Raw genomic sequence first — 24,485 nt, forward strand, 5'->3', positions numbered from 1 at the left:
AGGGGGATGAGGGAGTATGGGGAGATTATAAAAAGCTTCCCAACTTCCCACTCTTCCCTCACTCCCCACTGCCCACTCCCCACTGCCCACTCCCCACTTTCCATTCATAACTCCACAAAAGAGCGCTATTATAGCCTTTGTCAGTTGCGAGTTATGGTATGCAAAGACAGCGATCGCTATTAATCTTGATTTTAGTTCTGGTAATCGCCGCTATCACGGTGATTGCAACAATTCCGATACCTCTTGGACTTGACTTGCGGGGAGGTTCACAGCTAACAATTCAGGTGAAACCATCAGCGGAAATTCCCAAAATCACCGAACGAGAATTGGAAGGTGTGAAGAAAGTTGTCGAAGGTCGGATTAATGGTCTGGGTGTTTCTGAGCCAGTGATTCAAACAGTCGGCGCAGATAAGATATTGGTGCAACTCCCAGGAGTCAATGACCCAGAGCAAGCTGAACGGGTGCTAGGGGGTACGGCACAATTGGAATTTCGCACCCAAAAGCCGAATACAGAAACTCAACTGTTAGCTTTCCAAGGATCGCGAGCTGAATTGAAGGCAAAGCAAGAAGAGTTGAGAAAGAGCAGCGATAAAGCGGCAATTGCCAAAAATCAAGAAGATTTAGAGAAAAATAATCAAGCGATCGCTGAATTGTTTGAAAGCACGAATCCTCCCTTAATTGGCAAATACCTCAAGGATGCCTATGGCGAACCCACTCAAGGTAACAATTGGAATGTTGCCATTCGCTTCGACCAAAAGGGTGGTGAACTGTTTGCCCAACTCACAAAAAACCTTGCCGGTACTGGGCGTAGTATTGGTGTTTTTCTCGACAATGAACTGATCAGCGCTCCTACCGTCGGTATAGAATTTGCCGCCACTGGTATTACTGGCGGTTCAGCCGTGATTACCGGTCGATTTACCGCACAACAAGCTAATGACTTGGGTGTACAGCTACGGGGTGGCGCATTACCCGTACCAGTGGAAATTGCAGAGATCCGGACTGTTGGGGCAACTTTAGGTAAAGACAGCATCACTAGCAGTATTTATGCTGGTATCGGTGGTCTAACTTTAGTATTAATATTTATGGTGGTCTACTATAGACTACCAGGACTGATTGCTGACATAGCACTATTGATCTACGCCTTGTTGACCTGGGCTACCTTTGCTTTGTTGGGTATTACCCTGACTCTGCCAGGAATTGCTGGTTTTATTCTCAGTATTGGCATGGCAGTGGATGCCAATGTGCTAATTTTTGAGCGGACGCGGGAAGAATTGCAAGCAGGTAAATCCCTTTATCGTTCTGTAGAGTCTGGTTTTTACCGTGCCTTTTCCAGTATTTTAGATGGCAACGTGACTACAGTTATCGCCTGTGCTGCACTATTCTGGCTAGGCGCTGGTTTGGTCAAAGGTTTTGCCCTAACTTTAGCTTTGGGCGTAGCGGTGAGTATGTTTACAGCAATTACCTGTAGTCGCACCTTGATGTTTTTAGCAATTACAATTCCCGCACTCAAAAAACCAGAACTTTTCTCTCCGAACCTGCCAACATCGAATAAGGCAGAGGTGGCCTAATGAAACTGAGTATTAATAAATCGCGATCGCTGTGGTGGGCTATTTCTAGTGCCATCATTCTGGCTGGTATCATCTCAATGGTGATTTCTTGGCAAAACCCCGACATCAAAGCACCCCTACGTCCCAGTTTGGATTTTGTCGGTGGTACACGATTGCAGTTTGAACGAGATTGCACCAAACCCGGTAACTGCGACCAGCCAATTGATATCAATGTTGTTCGAGAAGTAGCTAAAACTCAGGGACTCGGCGATAGCAGCATCCAAATTGTCGCTGACAAAGGCACAGGCGCAGAAAATGGTATATTGATCCGCACAAAAAGCTTGGATCGCAACCAGCGTAGCAACTTACAAAATGCCTTAAGCGAAAAAATCGGTACTTTTGACGACCAAAAAAATCAATTTGACACCGTTGGTCCTACTCTAGGCGCAGAGCTATTTAGGTCTGGGGTAATAGCTCTGATAGTTTCCTTTGCGGGTATCATTATTTACTTGAGTTTTCGCTTCCAGTTGGATTATGCGGTGTTTGCGATCGTTGCCCTATTTCATGATGTTGTGATTACGGCAGGGATTTTTTCGATTTTGGGTTTAGTATTGGGTACTGAAGTCGATAGCTTATTTATCGTTGCTCTACTGACGATTACAGGTTTTTCAGTCAACGATACAGTGGTGATTTACGATCGCATTCGAGAAACCCTGACAATTAATCCCGACGCTGCGATCGCTGACATTGTGGATGATGCCGTAAACCAAACCCTAGCAAGGTCTATCAACACCACCTTAACCACGATGCTATCATTGTTCGCTATCTTTCTGTTTGGGGGAGAAACACTGAAAAACTTTGCCTTAGCTTTAATTATTGGCTTTACCGCCGGTGCTTATTCAAGTATTTTCATCGCCAGTACTCTTTTAACTTTATGGCGAGAACGTAGCGGTCAATCTCAGACAGTAGTTAATGCTGAATCAATTGATACATCACCTGGTAATTAATCATTGGGCATTGACAAAGAATAACTAATGACAAAGGACAAATGACAACTGATCCATCATTTGCTCAACAAGTACAAAGGCTATACCAACTGACAGTATATGGTAGATGGTTGTTTGTGAGCTGTTTATGGCTGACCATTGCGCCCCTTTGCCTGTGGAATTTACGTACAGAAATTTCTCTGTGGCAACAATATTTTACTTGGGTAGCAGTGCGATATGGACTTTTGTATCATCCACTGTCTACTTTTGGTTTAGCCTTTTGTATTGGGATGACTGCTGCTGTATTAGTTTGGCAAAGTCGCAATATCTTACTGGGATTACCAGAGCAAGAAAAACAACGTTTAGAAAAACAAGTTTATCGAATACGTCAGCAAGGACCAACTCATCCTTTATGGAAGTGGGTTTGTCAATGAATATTGCCTTAGCTGATTGACAATGTTGGCGACAATTCATCTCGCCCCTAACCTCAGGGTATAGCGGAAGCCTTCTTGTGGCATTCAGGTAAAGCCAGAAAATCGTTGCATATACATATACACGTTCAGCAATTTCTAGCAAAATATGACTTAGCAATAGCTAAGATACAGCCAAAGTGAGTGCCATACATGAACAATCCTCAAATTGAATTTAGCGATCGCAAATCTGAAATTGACCTTTACCAACTCCAAGAACTGTTAAACATTTCAGCTTTTTGGGCAAAAGGCCGCAGTATTGAGGATTTAAGTATAGCTATTGCCAACAGTGAGCCAGTAATTTCCGTTTGGGATCATGAGAGTGAGCGACTTATTGGCTTTGCTAGAGCAACATCTGATGGCATATATCGCGCTACGATTTGGGATGTTGTGATTCATCCAGAGTATCGAAATATTGGTTTGGGAAGCAATTTAGTGGAAAATGTTTTGAGCCACCCCCGCATGAGATGGGTTGAGCGCGTTTATTTAATGACTACTCACCAACAGGAATTCTACAAAAAGATTGGTTTCCAGCCTAATACTACGACTACGATGGTGCTACATAACCTCGCTAACCTTAGTTTGGTTCCTGATACAGAAATTCAGCTTCAAGAATCACCGAAATAGTCCTGAGTGAGGAGTTAGAAGTTAGGAGTGAGTAGTTATACCAATTTTAAAAAAGAATGTGACAAATAGACCATTTGTAGAGACGCGATTCATCGCGTCTTCATCCAAGAATGTGTTGCAATCATCAATTGAATTGGTATTATTTATTCCCCTTGTCCCATCATCTCCCCCATCTCCCGACTCCCCACTCCCTACTCACCCCTCAGCACTACTAAATAGGGGAATAGAAATTTGTAGTCTGCTCATTTCCTGGGATGGTTCCTTGTCAATTGGAGAAGGCAAGATTTCTAGTTTTCCTCCCAGAACTTCCACCAGAGTCTGATTAATTAATAGCCTCATTCCTGGAGAAAGATTAGCGTTCTCTAGCTTCACCTGGCTTGGCTGATCTTCAGATTTTATCAAGTCAATTGGCTCACTCCAAGGTATGGCATGGGTTGGTACATCCAGCCAAATATTCACAAAATTACTTTTAGAGACAGTGCTGCTGGAAATATAGATACTGCCTTCTTCCATTTGAGTAATAGCAGTGTCTATTAAACTGATTAATATTTGGCGGAGCCAGAGATAATCTGCCAAAACATAAATTTCTGGGTCGGCGGGTAACAATTGCAAGGGAAAATTGCGATTTGCCGCCAGCATATAAGTTAAGTTATAAACCTCCTCCAAAATATTGGCTAAGGGTCTGGGCTGAATATCTAGTTTATTTGTACCATGCTCGGTTCTGGCAACATTGATAATTTCATCCATTAGCTTCAGCAGTTTTAGCGTTCGCTCATGAGCTTGGACAATAAATTCTCGTTCTTCAGCAGGATTTTCACAGAGATCTGACAAAATTAATTGATGTAAACCAATTAAACCATTGAGAGGCGATCGCAATTCATGGGTTGTCCGCGCCAAAAAACCAGCTTTAAATAGGCTCATCTCCCTTGCCATTTGGTATGCCAACTGCGTTTGCTGCATTTGTTGCGATATTGATGGCATATCCTGTTGGTCTAATGTCGCTACTGGGGATAAGCTAGATGAAGAGTTTGGCGATGCCTCCCGCGGGCGTAGCCATCGCGCAAATAATCGACGAAAACCTAGACCTAGTGCTATTCCTGCTCCTAAATATATCCAGTTACTCCAATTCATATTTTGGCAATTATTAACTTGTTAATTGACCACAACAGCCCAAATTAAAGTTCCGCATTTTTGGGCTGTTGAAGCCAGGGAAACAACATTATAGCTATCTATATCTGGTTCTCATTCAATGAATCTAACTTTATTGCACCTTGCCGTAAAATCTCCCAATTAATCCCCGTCCATTTAGCAACGGTGGAAGGTATACCCAGTCCCAGCATTTGCTCTTGGGATTCTGTCGTTACCAGAGTCAGAACGTTGGGAAATTGGGCTGTAATCTCTGCCATTCTTTGCAAAGGCGGTTGACCAGAGAAATTAGCGCTAGTGGTGGCAAGAGGGCCTGTTTGCGCCAAAATAGTTTGAGCGATCGCACTGTTTGGTACTCGAATACCAATTGTTGTAGGGTCAGTAGGATTCATAACTTTTGGCAGGCGCTGACTTGCTGGTAACACTAATGTCAGCCCTCCTGGCCAATATTTATGTGCTATTTCTTGCCAAATTTTATACTCGTTCTCATTACCTCTGACATAAGGCCACAAATCCTCAGCACTAGCAGCCATCAAAATCAAAGGTTTGTCTTGACTGCGTTGCTTAGCCGCAAAAATTAATCCGGCTTTTTCTGGTATCGCCGCCAGTGCGGGAACCGTGTCTGTGGGAAAGCTCACCAAAAGGCCAGCGCGTGCGCCAGCTATGAGGTCTGCGAGGGAAACTTGCGTCATTTTGCTAGTGTAAAGAATTATATCAATTTACCAAAGTTAGTCTTGTCGGGAATCAAGCTTGCTACTGAATTGACTGAAGAGCAGCTAATCCGATCAAAGACAAATTGGTATTAATTAATTATTAAATTAATCACATTGAGAAAAGAATACAGCATGTATTATGGTAAATTTACTCTGATTAATATTGGAAGCAAATTTCTTCTCAATAAACATACCGAAATATTAACATGTGGCAGCCAAAGTTACGACTGCTCTAGTTTTTCATGCAATCCAATCGGATTATAGACATGATTAAACGTCTTGATTTTAACATCAAAAATCCAGAGTTTCTTCTTATACCAATTCTTGAGTCAGACAAGGGGCTTAAGCACCTTGCTCCATACAAATTTACAGGGAATCCGTATTAAGCTCAAAGTTTTTATCTGTCAGAAATTTTAGGAAATAACCATGTTTGAGACCTCACCACAAGCAAATTCCTTCGATCCGATTAATGATTTATTCAATGTAAATACTGGAATCTCAGGTTTAGGAATTTTAGATAAGAGTCAGAGTACGATATCCACAAATGAGCATCCTCAGAGTCTGGGGTTGGATTTTAACGAAATTCAGCAAGGAATCAACAGTTATACAACTATTTCCATTTCTGAACTATCCAATAGTAACTTCGTTATTAACCCAACCTCAGTCGCTTCTCTTAAAGCTGTAAACAATGCTGGTGTAGATCCTCTGACAGGTAGCGCTCTTAGTCAAGAAAATAATAGCATTGCTGCTCAAGCGTTCGCTGCTGCCTTACTACCAGACCTCATAGTACAAAATACCGTTTCAGCTCCCACTTCTGCCGCCGCCGGGAGTACCATCCAAGTCAGTTATCAAATTGAAAACCAAGGCTATGCCAGTGCTGATTATAGCTACACCAAGTTTTATCTGTCCAAGGATCTCTATATCGGAAGTGACGATACATTCTTAGGCTATGACTACGTTACTAGCATTCCATCTGGTTACTATAGCCCAGAATCAACCACACTCACTATCGATCAAAGCGTTGGCGCGGGTAGCTATTATCTGGTGTATGAAGCTGATGGCTATGACTATGTTGCTGAAAGCAATGAAAACAACAATGCTGTTGCCGGATTAATTACAATTACTAAACCAGACCTAACTATCAGCAGTATCTCAGCTACTTCTGGAACTGCCGGAAATTATCTCAACTTCAGTTACAACATTAAAAATCAAGGCAATGCCAGTGCCGGTTATAGCTACACAGCATTTTATCTTTCCAAAGATACCATTTTAGATAGTTCTGATACCTACTTAACTTACGACTATGTGAATTCCCTATCAGCCGGAACCACTAGCTTAGAATCTGCTTCTGTTTACCTTGACAGTAGTTTGAGTTCAGGAACTTACTATCTGTTTGCTGAAGCTGATGGCTGGGACGATGTAGCAGAGAGTAATGAAAATAACAACCTCGTTTATAAAACCATTACTATTACCAAACCAGACTTAGTTATCAGCAGCATCTCGGCCACATCTGGAATCGCTGGTAATTATCTCAACTTCAGTTACAACATTAAGAATCAAGGAACGGGTGGTGCTGGTTATAGCTACAGTGCATTCTATCTTTCCAAAGATACCACTTTAGATAGTTCTGATACCTACTTAACTTACGACTATGTGAATTCCCTATCAGCCGGAACCACTAGTTTAGAATCTGCTTCTGTTTACCTTGACGCTAGTCTGAGTGCAGGAACTTACTATCTGTTTGTTCAAGCTGACGGCTGGAACTATGTAGCTGAGAGTAATGAAAATAACAACCTCGCTTATAAAGCGATTACCGTTAACAAACCAGACCTAGTTATCAGCAGCATCTCAGCCACATCTGGAACCGCTGGTAGTTATCTCAATTTCAGTTACAACATTAAAAATCAAGGAACAGGTAGTGCTGGTTATAGCTACAGTGCATTCTATCTTTCCAAAGATAACAAGTTAGATAGTTCCGATACCTATTTAGATTACGACTATGTGAGTTCCTTGACAGCTGGAACCACTAGCACAGAATCTGCTTCCGTTTACCTTGATAGCAGTCTGAGTGCAGGAACTTACTATCTGTTTGCTGAAGCTGATGGTTGGGACTATGTAGCAGAGAATAATGAAAATAACAACCTTGCTTATAAAGCGATTACCATTGGTTCCCCGAAACAAGACTTAGTTATCACCAGCATCTCAGCCACATCTGGAACTGCTGGAAGTTATCTCAACTTCAGTTACAACATTAAGAATCAAGGCACAGCTAGTGCTGGTTACAGCTACACTGCATTTTATCTGTCTACAGATGCGAAGTTAGATAGCTCTGATATCTATTTAGATTACGACCATGTAAGTTCTTTATCAGCTGGAGTTTCTAGTAATAGATCTGCTTCTGTTTACCTTGACAGTAGTCTCAAATCAGGAACTTACTATCTGTTTGCCGCAGCAGATGACTGGGATGATGTAGCGGAGAGTAATGAAAATAACAACATTGCTTATAAAGCAATTACCATTGGTGGAGCTGCCAAACCAGACCTTGTAATCAGCAGCATTTCAGCTACATCAGGAACATCAGGTAGTAATCTCAATTTCACTTACAAGATTAAGAATCAAGGCACTGCAACGGCGAACAGTAATTCCACACAATTTTATCTTTCCAAAGATACAGCTTTAGATAGCTCCGATACTTACTTAGGGTCAGATTCCGTCAGTTCCTTAGCAGCTGGAGTTTCCAGTTCCGAATCAGCTTCTGTAGCTCTGGCCAGCACTCTGGCTTCAGGGACTTACTATCTCATTGCTAAAGCTGATGGTGGAAGCACAATTTCCGAAAGTAATGAAAATAATAATCTTGCCTATCAAGCTATTACCATTACTGCACCTGCCAAGCCAGACTTAATAATTAGTAGCATCACAGCTAGTTCTGGCGTAGCTGGAACTAATCTCAGTTTCACTTATAAAATTAAGAATCAAGGAACAGTTAGCGCGAGTGGCAGTTCCACTGGATTCTATCTTTCCAAAAATACGACTTTCGATAGTTCCGATATCTACTTAGGCTTAGATACTGTCAGTTCATTAGCCGCTGGAGTTACCAATACAGAATCTGCTTCTGTGGCTCTGAGTAGCACTCTGATTTCCGGAACTTACTATCTCTTTGCTAAAGCTGATGGTGAGAACAAAATTTCCGAAAGTAATGAAAACAACAATCTTGCCTATCAAACAATTACGATTAAAGGATCTGATGGTGGTGCAGACTGGTATAGCGACAATCTCCAAGATGCTGGACTAATTGATTTGACTCGTACCCTTGCAGGCGATGGGAATTTGAGTCGCAACGACATGATTTCTTTGTTCCGTAATGCTAAAGATGGTGCTGTTATTGATGCCAAGGAACTCACTGATCTCCGCACCATTGTTAGTAATGCTACCCGCTTTACCATGCAAGATCATGTTCGGGTTCTCTCGAATTACGTGGTTAACGGGAATCCGGCTAACCAGTGGTGGACAGGAGGTGCAACCACCCGCACAGCATTAGGGAATCTTTTTGCAGGTAGTAGTGACACCCAATTAGAAAAACTCATCGGCAAATGGTTCTTGGGAAGCGATCGCCCCAACCCACTATCACAAGGGGATATCGCTCGTGGAGATGAGGGGATTAACGCTGGCGATAAAACTTATCGAGCCGTTAGTGGGTCTTTATTCCAAAATGGCATTAGTGCAGACGATATCAATCAAGGAGCTGCGGGGACTTGCTATTATTTGGCAACCCTATCTTCTATTGCCCTCGAAAAACCTTCTTACATCCAAAATATGTTTATCGACAATGGGGACAATACCTACACTGTTCGCTTTTTCAATAATGGTGTAGCGAATTATGTCACAGTTGATAAGTACTTACCTACTGATTCTTTTGGGCAGTTAGTTTACGCCAGTTCTGGTCAGTCATACAACGATTCAACCAATGAATTATGGGTAGCCTTAGCTGAAAAAGCTTATGCCCAATTAGCAGAGTCCGGTTGGAGTCGCCCTGATAACGTTAGTAATGGCTACGGCTCTATTGACGGTGGATGGATGGATTATGTGATTGAACAGGTAACTGGTTTAAGCGCGACATTCCAAGAGATTGCCAACATGAATAAAACTCAGCTAATTAACTTAGTTAATACCAACCAGATATTAACAGCTGGGTTTGTTTATGGAGCAGGGTACGGTGTGGTTAATAGTCATGCCTATACTATTACTGCTTACAATGCGACAACTGGCAAGTTCCATTTACGAAATCCTTGGGGAAATACTGACGCGGATGTAACGTGGGAGCAGTTGCTTAGTCTTAAGGCTATTATTATCTGGTCAAATACTTAGTCTAATTGAGGAATAATCTTTCCCTAAATTTCGGGTACAGACGATCATATCCGTCTGTACCTGATTATCCTCAGAGCAAGTTTAAAGAGAGAATTGACTGTGATGAAAATTCAACTCTTAGTAAAGATTCTGGCTTTATTGATGTTAGTAGAGACAACAACTGCTTGTGGATTTTCTTCTACTTATGCCAATAATCAACCGCATTCTTCACCTACATTGATAATGACTAATAATACTGCTTTAGTCAAAAAAGTAACTCTCATTGCTAGAGAAGAAAATTTACCACCTTTGGGCGTTCCTGTTGATCCCCAACGTAATATTGGGTTTGCCTCGGTCTTTGTCCGTCTGGAAAATCCCCAAGAAACTCCTGTAACTGTAACCATTACTAAGGTTGAAATTCGCAATTTATCAGACGGGAAATTACAAGATTTTCAGCAAACACCCCAGAAAATTGAGTTAAAACCCTTAGAAAATTCTGAGTTGGCTTTTCAGCTGACTAACAAAAGAGGTTATGCAGGAAAGGATAAGGTTAAAGCAATTGTCACTTATCAAATAGAAGATCAAAGTAGCATTATCGAATCAGATGCGGTTGAAGTTACTCATTGATTAAAACTCATCAATTCACATAAGCTAGGGCAAAGCGTTCAATTCCAGCTAAATCAGCGTGAATTTGAATATTGGAATAATTACCTTGATTTTGCAAAAGTTCTCGCACTGCATCCGCCTGTCCTGCCATCATCTCAATCAGCCACACACCACCAGGTTGCAAATAGCTAGGAGAGATTTCTATCAAATGGCGAATGCAATCTAAGCCATCAGCGCCACCATCCAAAGCTAGATGTGGTTCATGTTTAACTACTTCTGGTTGCAAACTAGGTAAGGTACTGGTGGGTATGTAAGGGGGATTCGACACCATACCACTGAACTGACCTTTGAGGAATGCCAGTGGCTCCCACCAGGAACCTTGATAAAATCGAATGCGGTCAGCAAAACCCAAATTCTGGGCGTTGGCTTGAGCGATCGCCAAAGCTTCAACACTGTAATCTACAGCATGAATTGTTGCCTTTGGCAAGACATCTGCTAGTCCGATGGCGATCGCTCCACTGCCGGTACCCAAATCCGCCCAGTGTCCTGAAGCATTGCCCGCAACGGCTACAGCCAAATCAATTAAGCACTCTGTTTCTGGTCGGGGAATCAAAACCGCATTCGATACGGCGATTTTAAACTGACGCCAAGGTGTAGCTTTGGTAATATACTGCACTGGCAAACGTTCATTTAATCGCCTCTGCCACAACTGATCTAACTCTTCCAGAGGCAATTGCATCTGAATTTGCGGCCAATTTTTAAAAGACTCCAAACGGAGTGCCAAACGGTCTAATCCAGCTACTTCAAGAAGCAGCCAATCTACCTCCGTTGGTGGAACATCAGTGGCGATCGCTGCAACGAGGGCTGCATTCCGCCACTGCCAAAGTTGTAAACCAGAAACTATCAGATGTTTCTCCCCCATGCTTCAACCTTGGAGTGCATAACCGTTATTTTTTCGGAGCGGGCGCAGCTGGTGACTGATTCGGGGCTAGGGAGCGAATAAAATTGATCGACTCGCGCGATGGATACAAAACAATTTTATTGATACTAGGATCGTTGCTAGTATTGAGAGCCTCCATAACACCGTACAAATCCACCACCTGAATTTCAGTGTTCTCTGCTTCCTTGGGCACAGCTTTTTTAAATTCGTCTAACAGAGCCACTGCTTGCTCTTTCTCAAAAAAGAAAGGGATATAGCGATCGTTACCTTTTGCGAGGGGAATGGTTAGATAGCTATTATCTTTTTTAAATTTGGGCACAAACAACGGAATACCGTTGAATTGCTCAACTTTTTTACCATTTGCGTTCACCATACTTGTTGCCGACGCTACCTGTTGTTGGGTCGGGACTAAAGTATAAATTACTGAATCTGACTTCTTTTTGCTTTCCAGGACTATCTTATAGTAGTCTGCCAAAGACAAAGGTCTTACCTGTAGCGTGCTTGCAAGTTGAGGATTTTCTTTTTTCAGCCGATTATCAAGAAATTTTTGAGCATCTTGCTTGCTAATAAAAAATCCCACTTGAGAGACGGTCTTGGATTGGTTATTCCTTGAAAGAACTACGAATTCCCCTTTAGGATTTGTGAGAGTGAATACGGGTACTTCTTGTAGCTTTTTCACTACCTGATCTTGTGGTAAAGCCACCGCCTCTAGATTGCCTAGTCCTGGTAGATTACCTATTCCTGAAAGCCCTCCTAAAAAGATACTTCCAGCTATACCTAATGTTGCGCCCCAACGAACGAATGATTTCATGACTGCTCCTCGCATCAAAAATACAATTAAACTAATGGTTGGATTTGCACAGCACCAACTAGCTTCAGTTATATAGCAATCTATTTTAGTTGTGAAAATTTTTTTGTAAATAACTCATGATGTCAGTTGACTGTTAAAAGTCAACGATCAAAGTAAAATAATCCCAACTATTTAGGATTGTTATGATATCGCTTTTCTCAATACACTGTGCTAAAGTTGTGCTTTTGTCGATTAGAAACCTTAGAGCGGCGGTTCCCGCAGTTCTAACTTTGGGCTTCCGACCCAAGGGGATAGGAACGCACTGGCTCGACTTTTGTCTCCGACACGCTGCGCGAACGCAAAATCTAAAATCCAAAATTGTCTGACTTTCTCTGATATTGGGTGACGCTATGATTTTATCAATCGTTCCATCTGGGGTTAGCTAAATATCTTCTTCAATTTATACAAAGTACAGTATCAGAAATATCTTATTGCTCAAGGATGAAATTTACCTAACCATGCTTTAAAAGCTAGCCCAAGAGCAAAATTGCCAAATTGATTTTCTGCGTAAAAATATGCAATTAAATTGCACACCTTAGCAACCAACCCTAGTCTATTAGCCCTAAATGATGGGAACTTTTCAAAAATTTTGTAGATTTAATTTACTGCTGACACAGAAAAATCTCAACAAAGTGATTGGCTCTACATGCCCATGTATAGAGACTTGCTAACAGTTACCGTGGGCGATGATAATTTAGTAAATTTTGATTTTTTAATTTGATATTCTAATCAAACCAAAATTTATTAATCACTTTGGGTTAATCAATCAAATATATTAATTAAATCGGGATGACAGGATTTGAACCTGCGGCATCCTGCTCCCAAAGCAGGCGCGCTACCAAGCTGCGCTACATCCCGGCTATAACCTATCTACTTTTTGTGGTTCGGTTTTAACTTTCTCAGCAGAAGCATTAATGTGATTGTACCACATAAGACTGCTCATGCACAACCTTCTTTATCCTTTGTAAAGACAAGATACACAGCATCTTTACATTGAATAAAGGTTTTTCGGCCGACTGTGTTTTACAAGACATTTATTTGCTTGTATGTCGGCTGAACTTTCCCAAACCACATCAAAATAATAGACCTTTACTACTATACCCGATTTTATTGTGCAAATCGGGCTTTATTTGAGTTGGGTATTAGTGAGGATACCAGAACATGCCTTTGATGCCTTCCGGATCTGGCATAAACCCCATAGTTCGGTAGAAATCTACAACATGAGGATCGGCGAAGAGAGTCACATTGCTAATCTCTTCACTCCTCAGTTTTTTGAGGACGTATTTCATCAGCGCCTTGCCCAGTCCTTGACTTTGAAAGTCCGGGTGAACCACCACATCCCAAATAGTGGCATTAAAAGCGTGATCTGATGTAGCGCGGGCAAAACCAATGAGCCGCTTTTGGTTTCCTCTCACCTGCCACATTGAGGCGACGAGAAAACTATGCTCGATGGCTTTTTTCACTTTTCTTAAAGGACGACGCGACCAACCTACTGCATCACAGAGTTCTTCTAGTTCATACAGATCGATATCTCGCTCTGTACTGAAGACGATGCGAGCCTCCTTTGAAGAAGCTTCGCTAACACTACCGGGGCTAGAGTTACCCGCAGTTTGTGCTGTATGTTCTTCAAAAGGGTTTGTCCTAGTTGTCGCTACAGACTCAGGAGTACTAAACCAAGTTTTCCAAAAACCCATGCCAACGTGGTTCGGGTAATATAACTAAAATTGGTTTCCACTCTCAGGAGTGTTGATTCATGTTTAACGTAGCTAGCCCCATTTACTACCCCTGACACTCAAAATTTTTGGGTTGTTTTCGAGATTTGTAATGGTAACAGCTACTTAGGGCATGTTTCACACCAATCATCTTCAACTTTAGCATTTTGTTGTAAACCCTAGTAAAAATTCACGAAAAGGGAAGAATATAAGTAATTCAAAATCATCCCCTGTTGTGATTCCTCTGTCTGACTCTGCGGGAAACGACCCAAGCCGCTGCTGTGACTTTTCTCGAAATAAATATAGAAAACCCAATTCTGGCAAAGATCCTGTGAATTGTTCGTATGCAGCTTAAATGCACGTTAGCTTAAGAGTGAATTGTATATCAGGGATTTGAATAGCCGGGAAAAATTTTCCCACTCCCCAGTTCCCAATACCCAGTCCCTAGTCCCCAGGTGACGAAAGCAAGCGAGTCTTACCTTAAAAATGGCTTCTGGTTTAAAATCTTCGACACTGGAACTCCTAAAGCGCTTTAATCGAGCGTTTCCCCAGTTTTATGAGCAATTCGTCAGCAGTGAGATTCAACTGCAAAATTTACGGCTAGCCTACCGTCTCTATAAAACTAGACGCGCTGTGATTGAACTGAAACCTGAAGGTAGCAAAAGTGCTTTGCATTTTGCCTACCGCAACCAGTCTTTTCTGCTCAGCGATATTTTTGGTGTACTAGCAGCTTATGGTTTAACAATCCACGGTCTGAGTTTATACGGTCAGATCCGTCCGCCGATGTTAGTTTTTATCAAACTGCTGGTATCACGTGGTAGTAAAGCCTTGACCGATAAAACGGCAGAAAATGTTTGTCGTGCGATTCGTGAGGCTTTAGGAGGTCGGTTTGAGGTAGAAGAAATGCTGGCAGTAGAATTCAATCTTGATACTGGGTTAGAGCAGGTACAAACTGAGTTCTATGTCGATCCGGTTTTTCATCTCCCTGCCCTAGTGATTGAAGCCGATAATCAACCAGGATTATTTTACAAAGTGATGTACGCCATCTGGCAGGAAGATCTGCTGGTAGTCAATGCCAATTTACTTGTTTGGCGAGGACGTACACGGCTAATTCTCTACTTGTTGGGGCCTAATGAAAGTCTGATTCCTGAATATCTGGGTCACAAAATTGCTGAAGGGGTGCGACAAAGGTTGCTGGGTAAATGAAAACACTCCTGATTTCTCGCCGAATTTTAGATTTTAAATTTTGGATTTTGGATTGAATGATTCAAAGTTTCCAAAGGTCTGTTTGCCCAGTGTCTTGTTTCAGAAGCCTGGGAATTCATTCGTGAACAAATTTAAAATTATTTATTACCGTGCCTTGAGGCATAGGGTCAATCCAAAATCCAAAATCCAAAATGCTTTTCTGACACTTTGTATTTAGTCGCACCCACCCTTAGGGGTACGATATAGGTATGGCAACTATTGAAATCTTGGGCGTTCCACACGCATACGAGCTAACGGCTCCCACTTCCTGCCCCGATGCTTTAGTATTTATCCACGGTTGGCTTAATAGCCGTGGATATTGGCAACCTGTGATTTCCCGCCTATCAGATGATTTGCAGTGCCTGTCCTATGATTTGCGGGGTTTTGGTGAATCCCAGTCCCAGGTAAAAACTGATTTTAGTCGGGCACAAACGTCTGTGAGTCTGATGCCCATCTCCAGTGATGGGGTTGGCTCGCCTTTCGATTCTCTTTATACTCCTGCTGCCTATGCTCAGGATTTAGCAATTCTGTTGGAACAGCTAAATATTACTAGTGCTTGGCTAATTGGTCACTCTTTGGGAGGTACGATCGCTCTATGGGGAGCAGATCAAATGCCTGAGTGTGTTAAAGGAGTTATCTGTATTAACGCTGGTGGCGGTATTTACCTCAAAGAAGCTTTTGAGCAGTTTCGCTCGGCGGGTCAGAAATTTTTGCAAATCCGTCCGCGCTGGCTGTCCCAAGTGCCTTTGATTGATTTGCTGTTTACCAGAGCCAGTGTGGCACGGCCTTTAGAGCGCTATTGGGCACGTCAGCGGGTGATTGATTTCGTCGTGGCTGACCCAGAAGCAGCGCTGGGAGCTTTGTTAGACTCCACAACCGAAGAAGAAATCAACCGTTTACCTGAGCTAGTATCCCAACTTAAGCAGCCAGTTTATTTTTTGGCTGGCGCCGAAGACAAAGTTATGGAACCGAAATATGTCCGTCATTTAGCTAGCTTTCACAGACTGTTTCAATACTGTGGTGACAATGTTTTAGAAATTCCTAATTGCGGACACTTAGCTATGTTAGAGCAGCCAGATGCAGTAGCTGATTACATCCGGTCGATAGTTAAAAGTCAATAGGTATTGGGTACTGGGTATTGGGGACTGGGTATTGGTTACTGGGTATTGAGAAGAAATTTTCCCAATCCCCAGTCCCCAGTCCCCAGTCCCCAGTCCCCAGTCCCTCATCTCCCCTCACTTTGATACAACTTCATCACCTGACTCAGGGCTAATCTAGATTCAACGCCCAGTGTCAGGGGGGATGTATGACCAGAGGATAGATGTTCGGCGGCGGCACAGCCAATCATGGCGGCGTTGTCAGTACAGAATTTCAAAGGCGGAAATAGGACGCGGAGGTTATGTTGAATGGCGGCGGCTTGGAGGTTTTTTCTCAGACCGCTATTAGCTGCTACACCGCCGCCAACGGCAATTGTATCTAGACCATAGTCTAGGGCACAGGCGATCGCTCTTTTGGTTAGCGATCGCGCTACAGTATCCTGAAAGCTAGCTGCTACATCTGCCACTGGCACTTGTCTACCATCTTTCTCTAACTGCTGTACTAAACGCAATACAGCCGTTTTTAAGCCGCTAAAACTCGCATCATAACGATGAAACCCGCCACCAGGTAAAGAAACTTTTCCTTCTGGTAGGGCAAAGGCTTGGGGATTTCCCTGTTGTGCCAGTTTGTCTATCACTGGGCCGCCCGGATAACCCAGCTTTAATAATCGCGCGACTTTATCAAAGGCTTCACCCGCAGCATCATCACGAGTTTGTCCTAGTGTTTCGTAAATACCACAATCTTTAACAAAAATCAAGCTTGTATGTCCACCTGAAACCAGTAAGCTAAGAAAAGGGGGACTTAAACTTGGCTCACTCAAGTAAGTTGCGTAAATGTGACCTTCGAGATGATGAACTCCCAAAAAAGCTTTGTTGTGTACCATAGCCAGGGTTTTGCCAGCAGTTAATCCCACCAACAGCGCTCCTACGAGTCCAGGGGCACAAGTGGCGGCAATTCCATCAATTTCGCCCCAGTCTAGTTTGGCTTGCTCTAGAGCTTGAGCGATCGCTTGATTGATCGTTTCCAAGTGTTGGCGGGACGCCACTTCTGGCACTACCCCACCATATTGCTGATGGACTGGAATTTGCGAAGCGATGATGCTGCTGCAAACTTGACGATTCTTTACAATTGCAACGGCAGTTTCATCACAGCTGGTTTCTATTGCTAAAACGGTTGTCATTGAGAGTATTTGGTTGAGAAGCTTTAACTTTTATTTACTTAAACTTTACTCGGTTCCCACCCAAGAGTATGATGACTTCCTAGTTATGCAAATAAAGACTGTACAAGCCGCTTCGTTTTGTACAAAGAACTTTTTGTTTTGTAATAAAAGGAAACACTCTATGCGACGATTGTTTGCTTTGATTTTAGCGATTTGTCTTTGGTGCAACTTTGCCCCCCCAGCACAAGCTCTAGGGGCTAACTTGACTCCCTGCAAAGACAATCCTGCTTTTCAAGAGCTAGCAGCTAATGCCCGTAATACCACCGCCGACCCAGAATCAGGGAAGAAGCGATTTGAGCGTTATTCTCAAGCGCTGTGTGGTCCTGAGGGCTACCCTCACTTGATTGTTGATGGCCGTTTAGATCGTGCTGGTGATTTCTTGATCCCCAGCATTCTATTCCTATATATCACTGGTTGGATTGGCTGGGTAGGTCGTACCTATCTGCAAGCGATCAAAAAGGGAGATGACCCTGAACAAAAAGAAATCCAAATCGACCTTGCTTTGGCACTACCGATCATTGCCACAGGCTTTGCTTGGCCAGCAGCAGCAGTCCAAGAATTCCTCTCTGGTAAATTAGCAGCCAAGGATTCAGAAATTCCTGTTTCCCCACGCTAAACCGGTTTTACTAATTCATTTCTTTGGAGACTAAATTCATGGCAGACAAAGGCGACCAATCATCCTATTTGATTAAATTTATTTCCACAGCGCCAGTGGCAGCTACCCTATGGCTGACAATCACAGCAGGTATTTTGATTGAATTCAACCGCTTTTTCCCAGATCTACTTTTCCACCCACTGCCATAACTAGAAAATGAGATTCTAGGACAATTCTCTAAAATTGTTTAGTTAGTCTATTTAGCCTAACTAGACAATATCATCACCTAAATAGGCAGTAAAAATAGTTTTTTGAAACTCGCGATTCTGTTTACATATCGCGAGTTTCACAGTTTTCAAATGAGCTAAATTAATTTTTCTAAACTTCCTAAGAAAAAGACATCTTTAGCTACAATTATTATTAATATAAAAATGCCACCATTTTAATTGAGAGGCGAACATAAAAATATGGCGCAAGCAGTAGATGCATCAAAAAATAACCCCAGCGATCCAAGAAATCAGGAAGTTGTTTTTCCTGCATTTGGCGATCCACAGCTAGGTAACCTAGAAACCCCGGTTAATTCTTCTCGCTTGATCGCGGAGTTCATTAGGAATTTACCTGCTTACCGTCCTGGTTTAACTCCTTCCAGACGGGGATTAGAAGTTGGTATGGCTCATGGTTACTGGCTGTTTGGGCCTTTTGCCAAATTGGGTCCACTGCGAGATACAGCTAATGCTAACTTAGCTGGATTACTAGGAGCGATCGGTTTAGTTGTTCTTCTGACCGGCGCCCTATCCCTGTACTCCAATAGTAATCCTCCAAAGGCACTTGCTAGTGTTACTGTACCCAATCCTCCAGCAGATGCTTTTAACTCTAAAGAAAGCTGGAATAACTTTGCCAGTTCTTTCTTAATTGGTGGTATTGGTGGTGCAGTAGTTGCTTACTTTTTGACTGGTAATTTGCAACTAATTCAAGGTTTATTTGGTTAATTTAGTTATTAGTCATTAGTCATTGGTCATTGGCCATTTGTCATTGGTTAGTGGTTACAAACAAAAAATGACAAATAACAAAGTGTAAAGTCTTTTGCGATCGCAAAGCGTCTCGTAGAGAAGTTTCCGACCATCAGACGCCACTGAACAAGCCAGGAGACCCGTCCAACGCAGCGGCTCAACGGCACTTCCTTTAAGTGGGGGAACCCCTTAATGGACTGCCTTAATTTTGCCAAAAAGGACAAAAGACAAATAACAAAGGACACAGAGGTTTTTCTTTGTGTCCTTTGTTTATCAATGCTAGGGTGGGTATGTTGTTAAAAATGCTATGTTATTCAAATAAAGCCGCTTCAATGTCATTTAAAGCAGTTTGAAAATCGTCATTAACGATTTGAATATCAAATTCATCTGCGGCCTTAATTTCTTCTTGGGCGCGGTGTAGACGACGAGCGATCGCTTCTTCTGAGTCTTGAGCGCGAGAGCGTATCCGTCTCTCCAATTCGTCAAAAGAAGGCGGTAAAATAAAAATGCTCAAGGCACTGGGGAAGGAAGCACGAATTTGTCTTGCTCCTTCTAACTCAATTTCTAGCACTACCAACTTGCCAGAATTAATTTGGTTAAGCACAGCTTCACGGGGAGTGCCGTAATAGTTACCAGTAAATTCTGCCCATTCTAAAAATTCACCTTCAGCAATTAATTGTTCAAACTTACTGCGGTTAATAAAGTAATAATTTTTGCCATCAATTTCCCCTGGACGGGGAGAACGAGTCGTCACGGACACCGAATAATACAGTTGGGGATGACGCTGGAGGAGCGATCGCATTAAAGTGCCTTTACCGACCCCACTGGGGCCAGTTAAAACAATCAACCTGCCTGGATTTGGAGATTCTTTGGTAGTAGCGCTACTCTGGATGGGTAAAACTTGGATCATCCGTTTAACCTGTGAATTAATAAATAGATATTATTCATTAGTCTTGTGTTCGTGGCCAAGCCCACCATTGACTACAGAATTTGTAGCGCAGGTGACAAAAAATTGGTCTAATTCACATGGTACTGCCGATATGCTGCAAATACAGCGGGGTTTTTAACCCACTGCTGGTCAATTATCTACAGTCTGGTGATCGCGGGAAATCACAAAGCGATTCGCTACCGTTTCCGGCTGAATCGCTGACAGAATTACGTGGCTGGAATCGGTGATAATTACAGCCCTAGTCCGACGACCGTAAGTTGCATCAATCAGTTGACCTCTGTCCCGTGCATCGGTAATAATCCGTTTAATCGGGGCAGACTCTGGACTGACAATGGCAACTACTCGGTTGGCAGACACAATGTTACCAAAGCCGATGTTGATTAACTGAATATCCATAAAAAAACTGAGGCCAAACGCGGTTTGAGAAGCTTGTAATAAACTTATTTACATGTTATCGCCAATAAACGGGAGTTACAACGCTTAAATTCACGCCAGCCTTCGTTTTTAAAATAATGTCTGCTTTTTTTAGCTGTTTATCAACTAAATTTACTAAAAATCTACCCAAAGACATAGGGAAAATCATACTGATATTAGTTACTTGCGTGAAATACATTTGTTTTGTTTCAACTGGGGATTAGGGATTGGGCACTGAGGACTACGAATTAGGAAAGAGTTTTTCTAAATATGTAATACCTAATACCCAATTCATACTGATGCAGGCTTGTCAAGTCGGGAACTTATGGCTCAATTGCACCAGCACGTCAGTTTTTGGGAATTGCCTTTAGGCTTTAAGCGACCAAAATACGACTGGGAGCAATTACACGCTTCATTGATGAAACTGCGATCGCTACTAGATGCTGGTACAATCTCTGTTGCTGATTTCGTTGTGCTTGAGGATGTGGTGCAGCGAATTGGTGATGTGATGACAGCACCAGAAAAAACGCGCACTAATTGGGTTTAATTCATGCACATCTGAATGAAAATAATTACATTTTTCATAACAGCCTTGAGTTTCTGAAATGCATAGCACTTGTTCTGTAGATAAAGAGAACTTAAAGATGGCAAATCAAGAGCATTTAGAAATCCTGCGACAAGGTGTACAAAGTTGGAATGACTGGAGAGAGGATAACCCTGAAGTAATACCTGACCTCGAATGGGCTGACCTCAGTAGGGTTGACCTCAGTTGGGCTAACCTCAGTGGGGCTAAGCTCAAAGAGACTAAGCTCATTGAGACTAACCTCAATAATGCTAACCTCAGTGGGGCTGACCTCAGTAGGGCTGACCTCATTCAGACTAAACTCAGCGGGGCTAACCTCAGTGGGGCTAAGCTCATTAGCGCTTACCTCAGTAAGCTTGACCTCAGTAATACAAACCTCCAAAACGCTACCTTCAGTGGGTTTAACCTCAGTGAGTTTAACTTCAGTGGGGTTGAACTTAGTCAGGCTAAGTTCATCAAGGCTGACCTCAGTGGGGCTGACCTCAGTGGGGCTAAACTCGGTGGGGCTGAACTCATTGGAGCTAATTTAGAACAAGCTAATCTGTCCAAGGCTAATTTAAAAGAAGCCAAGCTGAAAGGAGCTAATCTGTTCAAGGCTAATCTAGAAAAAGCCGACTTAAGAAATAGCGACCTAAGTGATGCGTTTATGATTGGAGCTAATTTGAAGGACGCTAAAGTAGAAGGTGCTACTTGGAATCAAGTTCAATTAATTACAAAACCTCCAAAAATTAATGATATAGAAAGATGTATTTATGATGAAGAAAAAAATGATGAAGAAAAAAAAGAAGCAAGTAAAAATAAACTCACAAAGTTAAGCGAAGTAAATGGATCAAAAAAACTAGCTGAAGTAATTGGAAAAATTGAGGTAGAGTTGCAAAAGGAAAATAATGAAATTTTACTGAATTTATCATCAGAACAACTGAAAGCCCTAATTAATTTAGCTTTTATAGTCAGCATGAAAAGGGAAGAAGCTAGATATCCGCAATTTAAAATATATGTCCCTCAAAATAATTTTCAAATCAATAATGACAATAACGCACTAGCTATGGAGTTCAACGAACCTATTGACTTATTGGAGAACGATTTTAATAATCTTCACCGTATGAGTTCTGGCATTCCACCAAAACCTTATGCATTAATTATTGACACTGAACAAAAGGATAAACTTTGTGCTAAAGGATTCATCAGAATTGAAAATATCGGTTTTTACTCTTCTTCTAACCAATATACAATTAGAGATCATCGTTTAGGACTTACTTTAAGTATTAAAAATCCAGGTGTGTTAAACGTTTTACACTATCCTAGTCCAACATGGGTAACACACTTAAGATTACGAGATGGAAAAGTTTATGTTAACTATGACTGTATTCTAAATCCGGTGGCTAATAAAATATTTATCCAGATTCTTGAATCTCTTAATAAGAATGGTTCTGAGAAGAATGATTCTTCTGAAAATCATTCCAAGAATAAATATACTAATTTTCAATTAATTCGAGATATTTGGAGTTACATTCTTAGACTGGCTGTCGAATTTGGTCACGGTGGTACATTTATTATTCTACCTAATGATAAGATAGAAAAACTCTCAGCTATTAAACATAAAATAAAAAACCCTAATTTAGGAAAACTTATTCTTGATCTGGAAAATAAAAAGGTAAATCCAAGCAATGAAAAACAAAATCAAGAGCAAGAGCTTCAATTGTTATATCAACAAATATTTGATAGTGCGCGTGCAATAGCGCAGTTATCTACTGTTGACGGTCCTGTGGTGCTGAATCGACACTTGCGCTTGCTTGGTTTTGGAGGAGAAACTAGAGTCAAGGATGATAGCCCAAATGTTGAACATATTTATATAAGACTAAATCCTCAATCAAATAGTTTAGAGATGGATGGTGAATGGGAGAGTCAACAATTTGGTACACGACATAACTCTGCTGCCAGAGTTTGCGCTTCTATATCTGGAGCAGCAGCTTTTGTTGTGTCACAAGACGGAGATATCCGAGAATTCCTGAACCTTAACCAATTATTTGATCAAAGCCAGGGTAATCAGAGTCAGGGTGAGAAGAAGGAAATCAAACAGCTATGTAAACAAATTAAGGATAAGTTTGGGAATAATGTAGATCTTTCTAAAAAGAAAATTTGTGGAGTCTGTGGACCTTTAAGCCCTCTATGGTTACCTCCCTTTCCCGATTTTGTTATCCGAAGCGAAAAGTCAAGTATGTCAGGGCATGATTAGCTTCTTATAATATACTGCTTCTGCTGCTGGAAAAATTTTTCTACTTCAGGTTTTTTCTCGTAGAAAAGTCCCTGATCGTCTCCAAAACCTTTTATTAAATCTAATACATCTTTTGTCGTATTGTCTAATGTAATTATTAATGATTGTTCTGGAGAAAGCCCTATGCTCGGAATTCTGACATATTCAAAAGAAAGAATAGAATTTTGAGCGAGTGTTTTAACCATATAATCAACAAGATATGATTGACCTTCCGCAAAAGGTGAAATCAAATCTTGTTTCCAATCTATTAAAGCTCGGTTTCTCTTTAAAAGAAGAGGCTTACCAGTACTCACTGCTAATGACGAGATAGACATAACCATTAACCGAGAAAATTTTTTGTTAGAACCAACAAAATAGTTGAGAGCTTCTACAACCCCAATAAGTGTTGGATTATTTGCGTAGACTCCCCCATCAATAAATTGTTTGTTATGTTGCTCTTGTATTTGCACAACTGGCAAATATGTTGGCGCAGCACTTGTTGCTAAAGCAACATCAATATATTTTGTTTCGTTATCTCTGCTTAAATTACCTTCAGGATGATCATATTTGAAAATAAATGGTCTACCGTCAGTTAAGGAGAATGCTGGTATACACAATAAGCAATAAGATTCAGAAATAGTTTTGTCTCTAAAAATGTCTCGTAACGCTTTTTCTAATTCTTCATTCTGATGCTTACCACCATATATAAATTGTCTAAAAAAAGCTTCCAGTCTACCTTGTTTTTTAAAGATTTTTTCACCTTGGCTATAATATAACTGAGCTATTTTGCTAGCTTCCACTTTAAGAGACAATGCTAATGCGATTAAGCCGCCTGTTGAGTTTCCACATATTAAATCAAAATAGTCAGCAAGATGGCATTGAAATTTTTTTTCAAATCTTTCTAAGATCATCGCTGAATAAAGGCCTTTAATTCCTCCACCATCAATTGACAAAACTTTAAATACCTTTTCTTCACTTTCAGCATGATGACTAATTTTGTCAGTCTGAATATTGCTCATATCATGTCTATTCCTTTGCTAATTTTTGATAGATTACTTATGAGTCCATGCGTGTATTAAATGTTACATGTTTTGATATAAATTATGGCTAATTACTGCTTGTTATAGATTATATCTTACGCTAAAACACCGATTCAGCGGGAATGCATCTAAATATG

The 24,485-nt window shown here is 41.5% G+C and carries 22 protein-coding genes and 1 tRNA gene; 13 read left to right on the top strand and 10 right to left on the bottom strand.

The genetic code is table 11. From position 1 onward, the window contains the following. Positions 1-158: 158 nt before the first annotated feature. From secD to IQ276_RS23690, 4 genes are all read left to right on the top strand, one after another. On the top strand, positions 159-1,568 hold the full coding sequence (gene secD, locus IQ276_RS23675; protein WP_193924174.1) for a protein translocase subunit SecD: 1,410 nt from the start codon (positions 159-161) through the stop codon (positions 1,566-1,568). Beyond that, positions 1,568-2,554 (top strand): protein translocase subunit SecF, encoded by a 987-nt coding sequence (gene secF, locus IQ276_RS23680; RefSeq protein ID WP_193924170.1) that lies wholly within the window; start codon positions 1,568-1,570, stop codon positions 2,552-2,554. Before secD ends, secF begins: the two co-directional genes overlap by 1 nt. A 41-nt stretch (positions 2,555-2,595) precedes the next feature. Continuing rightward, positions 2,596-2,967 carry a hypothetical protein gene (locus tag IQ276_RS23685; RefSeq protein ID WP_193924172.1) on the top strand — a complete coding sequence of 124 codons (372 nt, stop codon included), beginning with the start codon at positions 2,596-2,598 and terminating at the stop codon, positions 2,965-2,967. Positions 2,968-3,156: 189 nt separating this feature from the next. Next, positions 3,157-3,630, top strand: a complete 474-nt coding sequence (locus IQ276_RS23690) for a GNAT family N-acetyltransferase (RefSeq protein WP_190879536.1) — start codon at positions 3,157-3,159, stop codon at positions 3,628-3,630. A 195-nt stretch (positions 3,631-3,825) separates the two neighbouring features. On the opposite strand, the gene IQ276_RS23695 is transcribed toward IQ276_RS23690, so the two are convergent. Beyond that, complete coding sequence (locus IQ276_RS23695) at positions 3,826-4,761, bottom strand: sensor histidine kinase (protein WP_193917701.1); 936 nt, start codon at positions 4,759-4,761, stop codon at positions 3,826-3,828. Positions 4,762-4,859: 98 nt separating this feature from the next. After that, entirely contained in the window at positions 4,860-5,468 is a 609-nt protein-coding gene (locus IQ276_RS23700; RefSeq protein WP_193917700.1) for an L-threonylcarbamoyladenylate synthase, read from the bottom strand. A 447-nt stretch (positions 5,469-5,915) separates the two neighbouring features. Here IQ276_RS23700 and IQ276_RS23705 point away from each other — a divergent pair, with 447 nt between their 5' ends. Beyond that, positions 5,916-9,854: a CARDB domain-containing protein gene (locus tag IQ276_RS23705; RefSeq protein WP_193917698.1), complete on the top strand. Its 3,939-nt coding sequence runs from the start codon at positions 5,916-5,918 to the stop codon at positions 9,852-9,854. 102 nt (positions 9,855-9,956) lie between these two features. Beyond that, positions 9,957-10,460: a hypothetical protein gene (locus IQ276_RS23710; RefSeq protein WP_193917696.1), complete on the top strand. Its 504-nt coding sequence runs from the start codon at positions 9,957-9,959 to the stop codon at positions 10,458-10,460. Between the two features lie 10 nt (positions 10,461-10,470). Here IQ276_RS23710 and prmC read toward each other — a convergent pair whose 3' ends face one another. The 4 genes from prmC to IQ276_RS23730 form a co-directional block, all read right to left on the bottom strand. Then, positions 10,471-11,361 (bottom strand): peptide chain release factor N(5)-glutamine methyltransferase, encoded by an 891-nt coding sequence (gene prmC / locus IQ276_RS23715; protein WP_193917694.1) that lies wholly within the window; start codon positions 11,359-11,361, stop codon positions 10,471-10,473. A gap of 25 nt (positions 11,362-11,386) precedes the next feature. Next, entirely contained in the window at positions 11,387-12,190 is an 804-nt protein-coding gene (locus IQ276_RS23720) for a Tic22 family protein (protein WP_190879542.1), read from the bottom strand. 823 nt (positions 12,191-13,013) lie between these two features. Continuing rightward, a tRNA-Pro gene (locus IQ276_RS23725) sits at positions 13,014-13,087 on the bottom strand. Positions 13,088-13,371: 284 nt separating this feature from the next. Then, positions 13,372-13,923 (bottom strand): GNAT family N-acetyltransferase, encoded by a 552-nt coding sequence (locus IQ276_RS23730; protein WP_190879543.1) that lies wholly within the window; start codon positions 13,921-13,923, stop codon positions 13,372-13,374. A 504-nt stretch (positions 13,924-14,427) separates the two neighbouring features. Here IQ276_RS23730 and IQ276_RS23735 point away from each other — a divergent pair. Together IQ276_RS23735 and IQ276_RS23740 are read left to right on the top strand one after the other, a co-directional pair. Beyond that, positions 14,428-15,147, top strand: a complete 720-nt coding sequence (locus tag IQ276_RS23735; RefSeq protein ID WP_086763971.1) for a hypothetical protein — start codon at positions 14,428-14,430, stop codon at positions 15,145-15,147. Between the two features lie 248 nt (positions 15,148-15,395). Beyond that, a complete protein-coding gene (locus IQ276_RS23740) occupies positions 15,396-16,307 on the top strand; it encodes an alpha/beta fold hydrolase (RefSeq protein ID WP_193917692.1) in 912 nt (303 codons plus the stop codon). A 104-nt stretch (positions 16,308-16,411) separates the two neighbouring features. Here the strand turns inward: IQ276_RS23740 and tsaD are convergent, their stop codons facing one another. Then, positions 16,412-17,464 carry a tRNA (adenosine(37)-N6)-threonylcarbamoyltransferase complex transferase subunit TsaD gene (gene tsaD, locus IQ276_RS23745; RefSeq protein ID WP_235115913.1) on the bottom strand — a complete coding sequence of 351 codons (1,053 nt, stop codon included), beginning with the start codon at positions 17,462-17,464 and terminating at the stop codon, positions 16,412-16,414. A 160-nt stretch (positions 17,465-17,624) separates the two neighbouring features. On the opposite strand from tsaD, the gene IQ276_RS23750 reads away from it, so the two are divergent. The 3 genes from IQ276_RS23750 (at position 17,625) to IQ276_RS23760 (ending at position 19,087) form a co-directional block, all read left to right on the top strand. After that, complete coding sequence (locus IQ276_RS23750) at positions 17,625-18,119, top strand: Photosystem I reaction center subunit III (protein ID WP_190879547.1); 495 nt, start codon at positions 17,625-17,627, stop codon at positions 18,117-18,119. A 38-nt stretch (positions 18,120-18,157) separates the two neighbouring features. Next, positions 18,158-18,307, top strand: a complete 150-nt coding sequence (gene psaJ, locus IQ276_RS23755) for a photosystem I reaction center subunit IX (protein WP_086688029.1) — start codon at positions 18,158-18,160, stop codon at positions 18,305-18,307. 258 nt (positions 18,308-18,565) lie between these two features. Beyond that, positions 18,566-19,087 (top strand): photosystem I reaction center protein subunit XI, encoded by a 522-nt coding sequence (locus tag IQ276_RS23760; protein WP_190879548.1) that lies wholly within the window; start codon positions 18,566-18,568, stop codon positions 19,085-19,087. Between the two features lie 331 nt (positions 19,088-19,418). On the opposite strand, the gene gmk is transcribed toward IQ276_RS23760, so the two are convergent. Next, the gene (gmk, locus tag IQ276_RS23765) at positions 19,419-20,018 is read right to left on the bottom strand and encodes a guanylate kinase (protein WP_193922277.1); all 600 of its coding nucleotides are present in this window, start codon (positions 20,016-20,018) and stop codon (positions 19,419-19,421) included. Positions 20,019-20,186: 168 nt separating this feature from the next. Continuing rightward, positions 20,187-20,453, bottom strand: a complete 267-nt coding sequence (gene remA, locus IQ276_RS23770) for an extracellular matrix/biofilm regulator RemA (protein ID WP_073639751.1) — start codon at positions 20,451-20,453, stop codon at positions 20,187-20,189. A 343-nt stretch (positions 20,454-20,796) separates the two neighbouring features. On the opposite strand from remA, the gene IQ276_RS23775 reads away from it, so the two are divergent. After that, a complete protein-coding gene (locus tag IQ276_RS23775; RefSeq protein ID WP_193922279.1) occupies positions 20,797-21,018 on the top strand; it encodes a hypothetical protein in 222 nt (73 codons plus the stop codon). Positions 21,019-21,115: 97 nt separating this feature from the next. Then, positions 21,116-23,290 carry a pentapeptide repeat-containing protein gene (locus IQ276_RS23780; protein WP_235115914.1) on the top strand — a complete coding sequence of 725 codons (2,175 nt, stop codon included), beginning with the start codon at positions 21,116-21,118 and terminating at the stop codon, positions 23,288-23,290. On the opposite strand, the gene IQ276_RS23785 is transcribed toward IQ276_RS23780, so the two are convergent. Next, positions 23,287-24,327, bottom strand: a complete 1,041-nt coding sequence (locus IQ276_RS23785; protein WP_193915063.1) for a CBASS cGAMP-activated phospholipase — start codon at positions 24,325-24,327, stop codon at positions 23,287-23,289. The genes IQ276_RS23780 and IQ276_RS23785 overlap by 4 nt on opposite strands. Between the last annotated feature and the right edge of the window lie 158 nt (positions 24,328-24,485).

Source organism: Desmonostoc muscorum LEGE 12446 (assembly GCF_015207005.2).
In the GTDB taxonomy this organism is placed as follows: domain Bacteria; phylum Cyanobacteriota; class Cyanobacteriia; order Cyanobacteriales; family Nostocaceae; genus Nostoc; species Nostoc muscorum.

Excerpts from the sequence above, each read along its gene's own strand:
- IQ276_RS23775 (WP_193922279.1), top strand. The coding sequence starts at position 20,797 with ATGGCTCAATTGCACCAGCACGTCAGTTTTTGGGAATTGCCTTTAGGC.
- IQ276_RS23695 (WP_193917701.1), bottom strand. The coding sequence starts at position 4,761 with ATGAATTGGAGTAACTGGATATATTTAGGAGCAGGAATAGCACTAGGT.
- IQ276_RS23735 (WP_086763971.1), top strand. The coding sequence starts at position 14,428 with ATGGCTTCTGGTTTAAAATCTTCGACACTGGAACTCCTAAAGCGCTTT.
- IQ276_RS23690 (WP_190879536.1), top strand. The coding sequence starts at position 3,157 with ATGAACAATCCTCAAATTGAATTTAGCGATCGCAAATCTGAAATTGAC.
- IQ276_RS23780 (WP_235115914.1), top strand. The coding sequence starts at position 21,116 with ATGGCAAATCAAGAGCATTTAGAAATCCTGCGACAAGGTGTACAAAGT.
- psaJ (WP_086688029.1), top strand. The coding sequence starts at position 18,158 with ATGGCAGACAAAGGCGACCAATCATCCTATTTGATTAAATTTATTTCC.
- secD (WP_193924174.1), top strand. The coding sequence starts at position 159 with ATGCAAAGACAGCGATCGCTATTAATCTTGATTTTAGTTCTGGTAATC.
- IQ276_RS23710 (WP_193917696.1), top strand. The coding sequence starts at position 9,957 with ATGAAAATTCAACTCTTAGTAAAGATTCTGGCTTTATTGATGTTAGTA.
- tsaD (WP_235115913.1), bottom strand. The coding sequence starts at position 17,464 with ATGACAACCGTTTTAGCAATAGAAACCAGCTGTGATGAAACTGCCGTT.
- IQ276_RS23705 (WP_193917698.1), top strand. The coding sequence starts at position 5,916 with ATGTTTGAGACCTCACCACAAGCAAATTCCTTCGATCCGATTAATGAT.
- IQ276_RS23730 (WP_190879543.1), bottom strand. The coding sequence starts at position 13,923 with ATGGGTTTTTGGAAAACTTGGTTTAGTACTCCTGAGTCTGTAGCGACA.
- remA (WP_073639751.1), bottom strand. The coding sequence starts at position 20,453 with ATGGATATTCAGTTAATCAACATCGGCTTTGGTAACATTGTGTCTGCC.
- IQ276_RS23685 (WP_193924172.1), top strand. The coding sequence starts at position 2,596 with ATGACAACTGATCCATCATTTGCTCAACAAGTACAAAGGCTATACCAA.
- prmC (WP_193917694.1), bottom strand. The coding sequence starts at position 11,361 with ATGGGGGAGAAACATCTGATAGTTTCTGGTTTACAACTTTGGCAGTGG.
- secF (WP_193924170.1), top strand. The coding sequence starts at position 1,568 with ATGAAACTGAGTATTAATAAATCGCGATCGCTGTGGTGGGCTATTTCT.
- IQ276_RS23750 (WP_190879547.1), top strand. The coding sequence starts at position 17,625 with ATGCGACGATTGTTTGCTTTGATTTTAGCGATTTGTCTTTGGTGCAAC.
- gmk (WP_193922277.1), bottom strand. The coding sequence starts at position 20,018 with ATGATCCAAGTTTTACCCATCCAGAGTAGCGCTACTACCAAAGAATCT.
- IQ276_RS23785 (WP_193915063.1), bottom strand. The coding sequence starts at position 24,327 with ATGAGCAATATTCAGACTGACAAAATTAGTCATCATGCTGAAAGTGAA.
- IQ276_RS23760 (WP_190879548.1), top strand. The coding sequence starts at position 18,566 with ATGGCGCAAGCAGTAGATGCATCAAAAAATAACCCCAGCGATCCAAGA.
- IQ276_RS23700 (WP_193917700.1), bottom strand. The coding sequence starts at position 5,468 with ATGACGCAAGTTTCCCTCGCAGACCTCATAGCTGGCGCACGCGCTGGC.
- IQ276_RS23740 (WP_193917692.1), top strand. The coding sequence starts at position 15,396 with ATGGCAACTATTGAAATCTTGGGCGTTCCACACGCATACGAGCTAACG.
- IQ276_RS23720 (WP_190879542.1), bottom strand. The coding sequence starts at position 12,190 with ATGAAATCATTCGTTCGTTGGGGCGCAACATTAGGTATAGCTGGAAGT.